The following is a 12224-nucleotide window of genomic DNA, read 5'->3' on the forward strand; positions in this document are numbered from 1 at the left end:
CCGCTCCCCGAAACCGGAACTATCGACACGTACACCGTCGTCCACGTCGCGGCACCGTCGTTCGCGGACGACGCGCCGTACACGACCGCAATCGCCGACTTCGGGCCGGTTCGAGTGACCGCGATGGCACCCGACGACGTGGCGGTCGGGGATACTGTTTCACTGACTATCGGCGAATCGAAAACGAACGGCGACCGACTACTGCTGTTCGAGCGGCGCTAGTTCGTCGAACAGGACGTCCAGAAACGGTCCCGGATGTTCGACGTGCGGAAGCAGTCGCGCCTCGTCGAACACGACGAGGCGGGTGTCGGCTTCGTCCGCGAGTTCTTTTCCGCCTTCGAGCGGCGTGACCTTCGCTTCCCGTCCCCAGACGAGCGTTACGGGGACGTCCACGCGCGCGAGTTCCTCGCCCAGGTTCTCGTCCGGGTTGAGATACCCCGAGACGAACGACGCGGGTGCGAACCGGGCACCGGGCTGGTGGGCGGTCTGCCACTCGAACTCGACGTCCTTCTCCGTGTACGACGCCTCGCTGAAGTAGCCGTCGCGTTCGTTGAACCGGCGAATCGAGCGCTTGCTTGCGATGGCGTTGAACAGCGCGGTTCCGAGGAGCGGCGACCGAACGAGGGTCCGAAGCCACTTCCGACGCTTTCCGGCATCGTCGGTCGGACAGATGAGTTCCAGTTGGGAGAACGCCCCCGTCTCGACCTGTGCGAGCGTGGCGTACGCCCCGGAGAGCGACGACGCGAGACAGATGGCGTTATCGGTCATGTCGTCCGCGAAGTCCACGACGAACGAGGTGTACAGCGAGGCAGTGTACACGACCGGCGGTCGCGACGACCGCCCGAATCCGGGCAGGTCAGGTGCGATGACGTGGTACTGCTGGGCCAGTTGCCTGAAAATCTGATCGAACTCCTTGTTCGATGCGGCGGCGTGAAGCCCGTGGAGGAAAAGAACGTCGGGAGCGTCGGGGTCACCTGCTTCGGTGTAGGCTACGTCGAACCCGCGCCAGCGGTAGGTTCCTTGAAACCCTTCGAGCGGCGGGTCGAGTGGTTCCGCACTTCCGGCGAGCGATCGATTGAGTGCTGCTGTGAGTCCAACTCCGCCAGCCGTCGCCGCCGCAAGTCGTCGAAGATTCATACGTGAAGGAGCGACCCGAACGGGTTTATCCGTTATGCCAGAAATCAGTCGTGAATACAGTCTTCGATGGGCGTGATGACCTCGTCGGCTACCGAATACGGGTCGGTTTCACGCTCGAACACGGCTTCGACCAGTTCCGCGATTCCGCCGCGCGACTTGATTTCCGACGCGACGAGTCGGTTGGCGTCCTCGCGCAGGAGCGCTCGAATCTCCTCCGCGTATCTCGTTCGGGTTTTCGCGTCGAGCATGCCCGTCGATTCGAGCAGGTCGTGGTGTTCGTCCAGCACCTCGATGAACTCCGTGACGCCCTCTCCGTCCTTCGCTATCGTCTCCACGATCGGGGGTTCCCAGTCGTAGCCCTCGACGTCGTCGCCGAACTCCGGCGTCGGGGTTCCGTCGCGCATGTGCACCATTTCGGTGAGGTCCGACACAGCGCGGTCGGCACCCGGCAAGTCCGCCTTGTTCACGACGAAGACGTCGGCGATTTCGAGGATGCCCGCCTTGAGCATCTGGACGTTGTCGCCGCTCTCGGGGGGAACCAACACGGCGACCGTATCGGCGGTTTTCACGATGTCGATCTCGTTCTGCCCCGCACCGACCGTCTCGACGATGATCTTGTCCTTGCCGAACGCGTCGAGTGCCTTCACGGCGTCCGAGGTGGCCGTGGAGAGGCCGCCGAGGCTGCCGCGGGCGCTCATCGACCGGAAGAACACGTCCATGTCACCGACGTTGCTCGCCATCCGGATGCGGTCGCCGAGGACGGCCCCGCCCGTGAACGGCGAGGAGGGGTCGATGGCGATGACGCCGACCGTCTCGCCGCGCTCGCGGTAGTAGTTCGCTACCTTGTCCACGAGCGTCGATTTACCCGCGCCCGGGCTACCGGTGATACCGATGATTTCGGCGTCGCCAGTGTGCGTGTGGAGTTCCGAGACGAGTTCCCGATAGCCGGGTTCGCGGTTCTCGATCTTCGTGATTACGCGTGCCAGCGCCCGGTGCTTCCCGTCGAGGAGGTCTGCGAGTAGATCCGTGTGCGTCGCGCTCATCGTTCGGACGCGTTTTCACGAACGAACTCGATAGTCTCTTCCATCGGCGTGCCCGGACCGAACACCTCCGCGACACCGAGTTCTTTGAGTTCCGCCTTGTCGTCGTCAGGGACGACACCGCCGACGAGGATGAGGGTGTCGTCGAACGCGTCGTACTCCTTCAACCCCTCGACGATCTTCGGGACGAGCGTGTCGTGTGCCCCGGAGAGAATGGAGATTCCGAGGACGTTCACGTCCTCCTGCACGGCCGCCTGCACGATCTCGTCGGGGGCGTTGTGAAGCCCCGAGTAGATGACCTCGAATCCGGCATCACGGAACGCCCGGGCAATAACGTGTGCGCCGCGGTCGTGGCCGTCGAGACCGACCTTGGCGACGAGGCAGCGAATCGACTGCTGTTCCTGATCTGCGCTCATACACCACCCTTCCCCGCGTTCGGGTTTCACTTTAACGGAAATACATGTGAAAAACGAATTGCGAAAAAACAAGTCCGGTTGTTATGCCCCGCTGGCCGGTTACTCGTCACGGACCGTCTCGGATTCCGCGAATCGATCCCGCCACTTCGAAACCCCGGTCGACCAATCCCACGAATCGAGAACGAAGCGAAGCCACCTTACCCCGGTAGTCCGAACGTGCGTGCATGGCTACGGCGAACGCGCGGGAACGGGCGCGGGAGAGTCCTCTGAAAGTGACGGCAATCCTCTCTGTTATCGGATACATCCTCGTCCTCGGGACGTTTGCGGGTATCCTCCCCATCTATCCGCACATCGGGCGGGGAACCATCGACATGCTCTCGGACGGGATTGCGATCGTGAACACCATCGCAACGATCTCGCTCGCGCTTGGGTGGTACTGGATTCGCAACGGAGAAGTCAGGAAACACCGCGCCGCGATGATCACCTCGTTCGCCCTCATCCTCGTCTTCCTCGCGCTCTACCTCACGAAAGTCGGCGGTGGCGGCGGCGAGAAACACATCGATTTGGCGCACACCTCCATCCTCTACTACGCCTACGTCATCATGCTCGCGATTCACATCATGCTCTCGGTGGTCTCGGTTCCCGTCGTGCTGTTCGCCATCGTCCTCGGACTCAGCCACACGCCCGCCGAACTGCGAAACACGCCGCACAAGAAGATCGGTCGAATCGCGGCCTCGGCGTGGATCCTCTCCCTGTCGCTCGGCGTCATCACGTTCGCCATGTTAGCCCACTACGGGTGGACGATCCCGAAGTAGGTCGTCGTCGCGAATTGGCACCGAATCGAGCCAAACATCGGTCTTCCGAACTGATTTTTACCAGCATGAACAACTGGGGGACGGAGTACACGATTTCGATGGGTGACGACACGACGGGGAATACGCGAACTGAAGAAGACACACGGACAGAACCGGACGACGAATCTGCACAGGATGACCGAAAACGAATCGTGGACGAGATCTCGGACCTGATGGAGGAAATCCACTTCGACGATGGGACGAACGACCAGGAAGGACGCGACCACGACGAGGACGGAGAAACGGAGTAGCGTCTCCGTCGTAGCCGCTGGCGTCGCCACAAAATAATCCCGCAAACCACCCTAGTCGCTTCCCTGGTCGCCCCCTCGGTCGGTCAGACTGGGCAGGTTCGGGTCGCGGTAGGGGTTCCGACCGTGGACGGCGTACTCCAAGTCGCCGTCCTCCAACTGTTCCTTGAGAACGCGACGGAGTCGATTGAGGCTCGTGATGTCGAGACCGTGTTTTTCGGTAAGTTCGGTAAATCGGTCCTCGTCGGTGAGTGACTGAAACGTCTCGTAGAGGTCGGTCAGTTGCTCGGGGGGTTGCTCGTGAATCCAGTCGGAGTCGTGCAGTCCAAGGTACTGTTCGCGCTCGCGGTCCACGACGTGGCGGATGACGACCAGTGCGACCTTCGGGATGGCCCGCTGGCTTCCGAAGGCGGTGAGGTCCAACTCGCTCATGATGCCGATGACACAGTCGCGCTGCCACGGCGTCAGCGACAGGTCGTTACACAGCGCGTGGCTGACCCGAAGCTTGTCCAGTTGGTGCATTCGACTGCTGTGGCCCGCCATCGCGGAGTGGCGTTCCTCGTGCAGTCGGCGGATGTTCTCGCTCAGGTCCGATTCCGGCGAGTTCGCCCGGCCGATGACCGTCGCGCTCGGCGTGACCGGCCCCCACTGACGAACCGATTGGTCGCGCTGGAGGTCGGCCCGCCGAACCGTACCGTCCCCCGGTCGTCTGCTGAGTCGACCTGGTTGGTCGTCCGCGTCGTCCCCCGTGGCGAACTGCCAGTGGACGACGTGCGAGTCGCCGTCGGTTTGACGCATCGTCCCCTTCTACTCGGTGGATATAGTTCAAAGGTCGGTTTCGGGAAGGATTCTTGACACTCGACGGGAAGATCCCCCGACGACGTGTTCCCGAGGCTAAGTTACTTTTCGATTGACTGTATAGTACACGTATGAAAATTCGGATCGCCCCAATTGCCGGTGTGATTATCGGCTCGCTCCCCGTTTCGGTGCTGTATCTCGACGGCTACTGGGACTTGCAGTTGGCTGCCGTCATTTGGATGGTGTTCGCCGTCGCCGGATGGCTCGCTGTTCGACGTCGGGACGTGTGGGGTTCGAGGGGCAATTGGTGGAGTGCACGAGACAATCGCTGGAGTGCGCTCCTCGTCGTCGTGGTGCTCGGTGGCGGCCAGTTCGGCGTCCACATGGACCTCCCGATTCCCGAGGACCTCACAGTCGCGCTCTGGTATTTGGTCTTCGGTGTCGGACTCGCCAGCGCCGCAATCGGCGTCGAGATAGGCATCGAGAAAGGCGATGATGGCGTCGCTGCTGACGATAACTACACCGAACAGGAATCGTCCTCACCAACGGCCGACTGAGAACAAAATTCGTTCGTGCGGGTCGCTATCCGGGAATTACATCACCACAGAACCGGCCGCATTCCGTCCATATCTCTACCTTGTCACCAGAACCACTTAAAGAGGGAACCATCTTGATGCGACAGAGGGGTCCGATACCGAACCGAAGAGCAGGTGCTCCCGGAAAATTACGTCAGTAGAAGCGACCTCGTACCGTCCATATCTCTACCTTGTCACCAGAATCACTTAAAGAGAACTCGCGCCCCCGACGGCAGATCGAATTCGGAAGGGAAGTAGAGAGCAGCCGCTATCGGGGGAGTCGCGTCAGTAGAACTGGTCACATTCCATCCGTATCTTGACCTTATCACCAGAACCATTTAAACGAAGAACGGTTCGCCAAGCTTGGGATCCAAATCGCAATCACAGCGCGACCGCTATCGAAGAAAACATCGATAGAAGCGACCTCGTACCGTCCATATCTCTACCTTATCACCAGAACTACTTAAAGGAAGATCGCACTCGGTACGGTATCGGACTCGGCACGGAAAGAGAGCAGTGGCTACGAGAAATTACGTCAGTAGAACCGGCCGCATTCCGTCCATATCACTACCTTATCACTAGAACTACTTAAACGGGGGACGGTTCCATCGTCGCCGAATATCGACGTGCACAAACCGACGAACATCCCGACGATGTCGGATCGAATCGACACCAACAGTTCTGGGAGGTTACTCACCGCGAGCAACGAGGCGCTCCGCGCCTCGAACTGTGAGCGGGCCAAGGCCCGACCAACGGGAGGGCCGCAGGCTTTTGGTCCAGATTTTTATCGAGGGTCGCCTTGCGACCCTCGCAATAAAAAGGTGGGTTCTAGTAGTGCCACGGGTAGTCCGAGAAGTCCGGGTCGCGCTTTTCCACGAACGCGTCCCGTCCCTCCTGGGCTTCGTCGGTCATGTACGCCAACCGGGTGGCTTCCCCGGCGAACACCTGTTGGCCGACGAGGCCGTCGTCCTCCAGATTGAAGGCGTATTTCAGCATCCGAATCGCGGTCGGACTCTTGCCGTTGATCTCCTCGGCCCAGTCCAGCGCCACGTCCTCCAGTTCCTCGTGGGGAACCGATTCGTTGACCATTCCCATCTCCTCGGCCTCCTCGGCGGAGTAGGTCTTGCCGAGGAAGAAGATTTCGCGGGCTTTCTTCTGGCCGACCTGCCGAGCGAGGTAGGCCGACCCAAACCCACCGTCGAAACTCGCCACGTCGGGGTCGGTCTGGAGGAACTTGGCGTGTTCTTCGGAGGCCAGCGTCATGTCGCAGACGACGTGGAGGCTGTGGCCGCCGCCGACGGCCCATCCGGGGACGACGCAGATGACGGGCTTCGGGATGTGACGGATGAGACGCTGGACTTCGAGGATGTGGAGACGGCCTGCCTCGGAGGCGTCCTTACTGTCGGCATCCTCTCCCTGGTATTCGTATCCTTCTCCCCCTCGCACGCGCTGGTCGCCGCCGGAGCAGAACGCCCAACCGCCGTCCTTCGAGGACGGACCGTTGCCGGTGAGGAGCACACAACCGACGTCCGACTGGCGTTTGGCGTGGTCGAGCGCGCGATACAGTTCGTCCACGGTTCCGGGCCGGAAGGCGTTGCGCACGTCGGGGCGGTCGAAGGCGATTCGGACCGTCCCTTGGTTTTTGGCTCGGTGGTACGTGATGTCGCGGAAATCGAAATCCGAAATCTCCTCCCATCGCTCGGCGTCGAACAGTTCCGATACCATACTCGAAACTGATGGTGGATCGGTCTAATAGGTTCCCGTCCGCGTTTCCTTTCCATCCCCAACCCGGCAAGGCGCGGGGGGACTACGAAGCTACTTGACACGGGACAACCACGGTCGAAAACATGAAGATTTCCGCACGGGCAGACACCTTCGAACGGTCGGGGATTCGCGTGATGTTCGAACTCGCCGAGCAGCAGGGCGGCGACCTCGTCAGGCTCGAAGTCGGTGAGCCGGACTTCGACACGCCGGAACACGTCATCGACGCGGCGGCGGACGCCGCCCGCGAGGGAAAAACCCACTACACCTCCGGGGCGGGAATCCCCGAACTCCGCGCCGCAATCGCGGAACGGATGGAGTCGGAGACGGGCGTTTCGTTCGCTCCCGAGGAAGTGACAGTCACGAACGGCGGAATGGAAGCGTTGGCGTTGGCGATTCTGGCCATCGCTGACCCCGGCGACGAGGTCATCCTCCCGACGCCAGCGTGGCCGAACTACGAGAATCAGGTCGTTCTCGCGGACGCCGAACCGGTGAAGGTCCCGCTCCCGGCCGAGGACGGGTTCGACCTCGACGCCGAGCGGATCATCGACCACATGAATGACGACACTGCCGCGGTGATTCTGACGACGCCCTCGAACCCCACCGGCCGTGTCTACGGCGAGGACGCCGTAAAAGCGGTCGTCGATGCGGCGGCGGAACACGACGCCTACGTCATCGCGGACGAGGTGTACGCCCGGTTGACGTACGACGACGAGTATCGCCGCATCTCCTCGTACACCGACTACGACGGCCTCCTGACGGTCGATTCCTGCTCGAAAACCTACGCCATGACGGGGTGGCGGATGGGATGGCTCGTCGGACCGGAGTCCGTCGTCGAGGCCGCCACACAGGTCGGAGAAAGTACGACCGCCTGCCCATCGAGCGTCGGCCAGCAGGCCGCACTCGCGGCCATAACCGGGACGCAGGAACCGGTCCGCGAGATGTACGCCGCGTTCCGCGAACGCCGCGATTACCTGACCGAGCGCGTCGCGGAGATTCCACACATCTCCTGCCCACGCCCGGAAGGTGCTTTTTATGCCTTCCTCGACGTGAGCGAACTGGACGGGTCGAGTTTCGATATCGCCGAGCGCCTCCTGTCCGATTACGGCGTCGTCACCGCACCCGGCGGCGCGTTCAGCGACGCCGGGGAAGGCTATCTACGACTGAGTTTCGCCAACGGTCTCGACCGAATCGAACTCGGTCTGGACCGTATCGAGGCGTTGGTCCGGGACGAGTGCGAATAGGAAAAGGCTCCTCAGAACAGGTCGTCGAGTTGGTCGTTGTGGAACATTTCGGCCGGGTCTTCCGTGCGCTCTTCCTGTTTGTTCGCCTCCTTCGCGCGTTCCATGAACTCCTGCATGCGCGGCGAGCGTTCGACGCCGCCGAGGAGGACCAACGACGCGAGTCGTTCGCTGTCGAGCGGGAAGTCCCCGCCACGGACCTGTAGACTCCCGGTTTCGCCTTCGAGCCACTTGCGCGCCTTCTCGACACCCTTCCGTGGAACCCTGTCCGAATCCCCGGCGACGACGAGGAGCGCGGAGTCGGCGTCCGTCGCTTTCGGCATGCTGAGGTTGCTCAGGATCGCCTGCCGCGTGTTGCTCGTCACGGTGTTGATGTTCTCGGCGCTGTCCTCGCTGGCACCCGCACTGGCGTAGCCGAGTGCCGCGACGCCGCCCGAGCGAAGCGTGTTGATGACCTCGCTCGAATCCACGACGCTCTCGCCGACGCCTTCGACCGCCTCCCCGGAGGCGAGGAGTAAGCCGACACGTTGGGCGATTTGCTGGTTGATGCTCTCGAACGCTTCGCCGACGCTCTGGCCCGACTCGTGCCACGCGTCGTTGTCGATGAGGAGGGTCGCGTCGGCCTCGCGGACGACGGTTTTCAGCGAACGACCGGCGTTGGCCTGATACATCGAACCTTCGCCCCGTCCCGGCAGGACGCCGAGTGCGTACACGGGTATCTCGTAAATCTGTTGGAGTTCGTGGATCAACACCGGCGCGCCGCCGCTTCCGGTGCCGCCGCCGAGTCCGGCGACGACGAAGAGGGCGTCCGCTCGCGCTGTGATCCGTCCGTCGAGGGAGTTCATCACTTCGCCAGCGTCGTCTTGCATCACTTCGGCACCGAGTTCGTTATCGCCACCTACACCGTGCCCCTTCACCCGGTCCTGTCCGATGAGAACGGTATCTAAATCGAGTGACTGTAAATCCGTCTTTGCCGAGTTGATGGCCAACGCACCTTGCACCGCATCGAAATCCATGCTCACGTCGAATTCGACGAGTCTCTGTGTCAGCTTCCCACCCGCTTGACCGACACCAATCAGGACGACTTTCATGGCGGATTGAAATGAACCATGACCCATAAGTTTTCCGACGTAATCCAAAAAGAGGATTTCGGGCAAAAAATGTGTCTCTCGATCCTCACTGAAAGTCGATGGGTGTCGAACTGTCCCTGAAATTTTAAATACTGATTCGCGACCAATCCCGTCGATGCCCGACCTCGAAACACTCTCCGAGCGCGTGTCGACCCTCGAACGAACGGTGACCGACGGCGAGATGCCCGAGTTACAGGACGATGTGGAACTCCGTAGGATGACCACCGAACTCACGGCACGCCTCGACGAACTCGAAGCGAAACAGGACGAACTCGAAGCCGCTATTTTGGCGCTCCGTGGCTACGTCGGCGACGTTCGTGCCGTCAACGCCGACGTGGAACGGCGGGCCGACGCCGCGCTTGCGACGGCCGAAGACTGTCAGGACCGACTCGAAACGCACGAGTCCTGCAATTCCCGTCCCTCTCACACCGATTTCAATCGAACTCCTCCGGAGCAGGGTTCCGACACAGACCCACAATCCCGCTCCGAGATTCCGCCCCTCGAATCGACGCGTCCCGACGATCACGCCGAATCGAACGAACGCTCGTTGATGACGCGTCTCCGAGAGCTACTGTGAGCGTCCGTACAGTTCTCGCCGTAGTGCTCGCGGTCGCACTCTGTAGCGTCTCCCTCCCCACAATTGACCACGCGCGGACAAGTCGGGCAACGTACCACGCAGAATCGGCGGTGACGACCGTTTCCCGTTCGATGACCGACCTCGCGGACGAAAACGCCGTTCCCTTCGGGGACGACCGCGAATCGAACACGCTCGATTCGCTCGGCGCACGCAGAGTGGTTTCGCTATCGCTCCCGGCCGAATCGGTGACGACCGGGAATATCGAGTTCGTCGCGGTTGGCGGCGTTCCCGAAAACGGACGAATTCCGAAGGACGAATCCGGGGATGTACTCGCCTATCGCGTCGGCGGCACGACCCACGTTCGACACGTTCCGTTCGACGTGCGTGTCGTAACGACGGACGCCGACCACGAATGGTCGGTCGAACCGGACGGAACGCCGCTCGTCGTTCGCGCGCCCGACCGAATCGACATCGCGCTGTTGTTGGTCGAGTATCGCGGGAAGCGCACCGTCCTCGTCGTTCCGTCGGCTGAACTTTAAATCGGAAGACACGACCACGGGCGACCATGTGGAACCCACTGTCGAAGTCCACCGACGACCGTGACTGTCGCTGTGACCCTTCGTTCGACGGCACGACGTTGGTCGTCGATGCGAACGACTGTTCGGGACGGGGAACGCTCGAAGACCGTTCCGCCTGCCGCGCGACGGTTCTGGATGCGCTTACCGACCGCGACGCCGACTGTATCGTGATACGCTCCGGAGGCGTCGAACGCACCTACGATGGCGACGGTGCGGCGTTTCTCTCGGCGGCCGGTCGATTCATCGACCGCGTCACCCCACACGACGCCACGCTCGCCGAACGAGCGCGTTCGGACCCGCTCCGGGCGGGTTTCGACGCCGTCGGAAGAGCGCCGCCCGTGGTCGATATCGCCGCCGAAACCGGGTTCGCGGAGGGTGTCCATCGGTTCGACGACTACTCGACGCTCTTCCGGCCGTTCGTCGGGCCAACCATCGCTCGTTCCCGAATCACCCTTCGTCCACCGGCGAACGCCCGACTGGACGACCAGTACACGCTTTCGACCGGTGGGACCGTTCGATACTACGACGCCGACTCGGCGGATTCGTCCACCGACGCTCATCGAACCTACCATCTCGAACCGGTGGAGTACACCCTCGACGAGGATGCGTTCAGGACACTCGACCGCGCCGCGACGCTCCTCGCCGATGGCGGAGTCACGGGGGGAAAACGAGCACCAGGGCAGGCGGTCAGGACGGTTGCTGACTCGACCGAGGCCGTCGATACCCTCTCTCCCGTCCTCGAAAAATACATCCAGGGGTACGGTGTCCTGTCCGACCTATTCGCGGATCCCGCCGTTTCGGACGTTTTCGCAACGGCTCCGGTCTCACAAAACCCACTTCGCGTGCGGGTCGACGGTGAACGGATGCGAACCAACGTTCGCCTCACCGACGACGGCGCGGCCTCGCTCGCCTCCCGGTTTCGTCGAACGAGCGGGCGAGCGTTCTCGCGGGCGAGTCCGACGCTCGATGCCGTCGCGGAGGTCGATGGCACGAGCGTCCGTGTCGCGGGCGTCACCCGCCCCGTCAGCGACGGCATCGGCTTCGCCTTCCGCGTACAGGGCGAGGAACGATGGACGCTCCCGGCGCTGGTTGCCAACGGCACGCTTCCGGCGGACGCCGCCGCACTCCTTTCGGTCGGCGTCGAACGTGCGGGAACCGGACTCGTGGCCGGTTCCCGTGGCGCGGGCAAGACGACGCTTCTCGGAGCGTTACTCTGGGAACTCCCTCACGAGGTTCGAACGGTCGTCCTCGAAGACACGCCGGAACTGCCGATCGAGACGCTGCAAGACGGTGGGCGCGACGTGCAAGCGCTTCGAACGACCGCGAACGACGACGAACCCGGACTTCGCCCCGCCGATGCGCTTCGGACGGCCCTTCGATTGGGGGACGGCGCGCTCGTCGTCGGGGAAGTTCGCGGCGAGGAGGCGAGCGTCCTCTACGAAGCGATGCGAGTCGGCGCGAGCAGTAATGCCGTCCTCGGAACGATCCACGGCGACTGTGGCGACGCGGTGTACGAGCGGGTCGTCACCGACCTCGGCGTCCCACCGTCGTCGTTCGCGACGACTGACTTCGTCGTCACGACCGAATCCTACGAAATCGACGGACAGCACGGCAAACGCGTGAAGCGCATCGAGGAGGTCGTTTCGAGCGGCGGGGTCGAAACTAACGGGTCCGAAGCGAATGGAACCGAAGCGGACGGAACCGCCGTCCGCTTCGAACCGCTGTACGAACTACGGGATGGGAAACTCGTCTCGACCGGACGAATCGAGCGCGGCAACAGCGTCTTCGTAGCCTCGCTCGCGAAATCGGCGGAGACGTATGCCGACGTTCGGGCGGCCCTCGCCGCCCGAACTGAGGATATGGAACGAC

Annotated in this window: 14 protein-coding genes; 8 read left to right on the top strand and 6 right to left on the bottom strand. The window is 62.3% G+C overall.

Translation table 11 applies throughout. The features are described 5' to 3' along the window. A partial coding sequence (locus WBV42_RS10670; protein ID WP_423986007.1) for a Zn-ribbon domain-containing OB-fold protein occupies nucleotides 1-222 on the top strand: 222 nt, incomplete at its 5' end. On the opposite strand, the gene WBV42_RS10675 is transcribed toward WBV42_RS10670, so the two are convergent. The 3 genes from WBV42_RS10675 to WBV42_RS10685 are packed head-to-tail and all read right to left on the bottom strand — an operon-like array spanning nucleotide 199 to nucleotide 2593. Continuing rightward, entirely contained in the window at nucleotides 199-1137 is a 939-nt protein-coding gene (locus WBV42_RS10675; protein ID WP_423986008.1) for an alpha/beta fold hydrolase, read from the bottom strand. The two genes, WBV42_RS10670 and WBV42_RS10675, sit on opposite strands and share 24 nt — an antisense overlap. 44 nt (nucleotides 1138-1181) lie before the next feature. After that, a complete protein-coding gene (gene meaB / locus WBV42_RS10680) occupies nucleotides 1182-2180 on the bottom strand; it encodes a methylmalonyl Co-A mutase-associated GTPase MeaB (RefSeq protein WP_423986009.1) in 999 nt (332 codons plus the stop codon). Continuing rightward, nucleotides 2177-2593: a cobalamin B12-binding domain-containing protein gene (locus WBV42_RS10685; protein WP_423986010.1), complete on the bottom strand. Its 417-nt coding sequence runs from the start codon at nucleotides 2591-2593 to the stop codon at nucleotides 2177-2179. Before WBV42_RS10685 ends, meaB begins: the two co-directional genes overlap by 4 nt. Nucleotides 2594-2817: 224 nt before the next feature. On the opposite strand from WBV42_RS10685, the gene WBV42_RS10690 reads away from it, so the two are divergent. Both WBV42_RS10690 and WBV42_RS10695 read left to right on the top strand, forming a co-directional pair. Further along, entirely contained in the window at nucleotides 2818-3408 is a 591-nt protein-coding gene (locus tag WBV42_RS10690) for a DUF420 domain-containing protein (RefSeq protein WP_423986011.1), read from the top strand. Between the two features lie 65 nt (nucleotides 3409-3473). Further along, nucleotides 3474-3698 (top strand): hypothetical protein, encoded by a 225-nt coding sequence (locus tag WBV42_RS10695; protein ID WP_423986012.1) that lies wholly within the window; start codon nucleotides 3474-3476, stop codon nucleotides 3696-3698. Between the two features lie 51 nt (nucleotides 3699-3749). Here WBV42_RS10695 and WBV42_RS10700 read toward each other — a convergent pair whose 3' ends face one another. Beyond that, complete coding sequence (locus WBV42_RS10700; RefSeq protein WP_423986013.1) at nucleotides 3750-4493, bottom strand: DNA-directed RNA polymerase subunit epsilon; 744 nt, start codon at nucleotides 4491-4493, stop codon at nucleotides 3750-3752. 131 nt (nucleotides 4494-4624) lie between these two features. On the opposite strand from WBV42_RS10700, the gene WBV42_RS10705 reads away from it, so the two are divergent. Beyond that, nucleotides 4625-5050, top strand: coding sequence for a hypothetical protein (locus WBV42_RS10705; RefSeq protein WP_423986014.1), 426 nt, complete (start codon nucleotides 4625-4627; stop codon nucleotides 5048-5050). Between the two features lie 846 nt (nucleotides 5051-5896). Here the strand turns inward: WBV42_RS10705 and WBV42_RS10710 are convergent. Then, nucleotides 5897-6793: a 1,4-dihydroxy-2-naphthoyl-CoA synthase gene (locus WBV42_RS10710; RefSeq protein WP_423986015.1), complete on the bottom strand. Its 897-nt coding sequence runs from the start codon at nucleotides 6791-6793 to the stop codon at nucleotides 5897-5899. 122 nt (nucleotides 6794-6915) lie between these two features. Here WBV42_RS10710 and WBV42_RS10715 point away from each other — a divergent pair, with 122 nt between their 5' ends. Beyond that, a complete protein-coding gene (locus tag WBV42_RS10715; RefSeq protein ID WP_423986016.1) occupies nucleotides 6916-8073 on the top strand; it encodes a pyridoxal phosphate-dependent aminotransferase in 1158 nt (385 codons plus the stop codon). Between the two features lie 11 nt (nucleotides 8074-8084). Here WBV42_RS10715 and WBV42_RS10720 read toward each other — a convergent pair whose 3' ends face one another. Next, complete coding sequence (locus WBV42_RS10720; protein WP_423986017.1) at nucleotides 8085-9161, bottom strand: tubulin/FtsZ family protein; 1077 nt, start codon at nucleotides 9159-9161, stop codon at nucleotides 8085-8087. Between the two features lie 154 nt (nucleotides 9162-9315). On the opposite strand from WBV42_RS10720, the gene WBV42_RS10725 reads away from it, so the two are divergent. The 3 genes from WBV42_RS10725 to WBV42_RS10735 form a co-directional block, all read left to right on the top strand. After that, entirely contained in the window at nucleotides 9316-9777 is a 462-nt protein-coding gene (locus WBV42_RS10725) for a DUF7310 family coiled-coil domain-containing protein (RefSeq protein ID WP_423986018.1), read from the top strand. Further along, on the top strand, nucleotides 9774-10316 hold the full coding sequence (locus WBV42_RS10730) for a DUF7311 family protein (RefSeq protein ID WP_423986019.1): 543 nt from the start codon (nucleotides 9774-9776) through the stop codon (nucleotides 10314-10316). The genes WBV42_RS10725 and WBV42_RS10730 overlap by 4 nt, the downstream gene beginning before the upstream one ends. Nucleotides 10317-10342: 26 nt before the next feature. Further along, the coding region (locus tag WBV42_RS10735) for an ATPase, T2SS/T4P/T4SS family (protein ID WP_423986020.1) at nucleotides 10343-12224 on the top strand (1882 nt) is incomplete at its 3' end.

The sequence above is a fragment of the Haladaptatus sp. genome (assembly GCF_049589095.1).
Lineage (GTDB): Archaea > Halobacteriota > Halobacteria > Halobacteriales > Haladaptataceae > Haladaptatus.

Bases quoted from the DNA above. Each gene is read 5' to 3' on its own strand.
- WBV42_RS10695 (WP_423986012.1), top strand. From the start codon at position 3,474: ATGAACAACTGGGGGACGGAGTACACGATTTCGATGGGTGACGACACG.
- meaB (WP_423986009.1), bottom strand. From the start codon at position 2,180: ATGAGCGCGACGCACACGGATCTACTCGCAGACCTCCTCGACGGGAAG.
- WBV42_RS10700 (WP_423986013.1), bottom strand. From the start codon at position 4,493: ATGCGTCAAACCGACGGCGACTCGCACGTCGTCCACTGGCAGTTCGCC.
- WBV42_RS10685 (WP_423986010.1), bottom strand. From the start codon at position 2,593: ATGAGCGCAGATCAGGAACAGCAGTCGATTCGCTGCCTCGTCGCCAAG.
- WBV42_RS10725 (WP_423986018.1), top strand. From the start codon at position 9,316: ATGCCCGACCTCGAAACACTCTCCGAGCGCGTGTCGACCCTCGAACGA.
- WBV42_RS10675 (WP_423986008.1), bottom strand. From the start codon at position 1,137: ATGAATCTTCGACGACTTGCGGCGGCGACGGCTGGCGGAGTTGGACTC.
- WBV42_RS10720 (WP_423986017.1), bottom strand. From the start codon at position 9,161: ATGAAAGTCGTCCTGATTGGTGTCGGTCAAGCGGGTGGGAAGCTGACA.
- WBV42_RS10705 (WP_423986014.1), top strand. From the start codon at position 4,625: ATGAAAATTCGGATCGCCCCAATTGCCGGTGTGATTATCGGCTCGCTC.
- WBV42_RS10715 (WP_423986016.1), top strand. From the start codon at position 6,916: ATGAAGATTTCCGCACGGGCAGACACCTTCGAACGGTCGGGGATTCGC.
- WBV42_RS10690 (WP_423986011.1), top strand. From the start codon at position 2,818: ATGGCTACGGCGAACGCGCGGGAACGGGCGCGGGAGAGTCCTCTGAAA.
- WBV42_RS10710 (WP_423986015.1), bottom strand. From the start codon at position 6,793: ATGGTATCGGAACTGTTCGACGCCGAGCGATGGGAGGAGATTTCGGAT.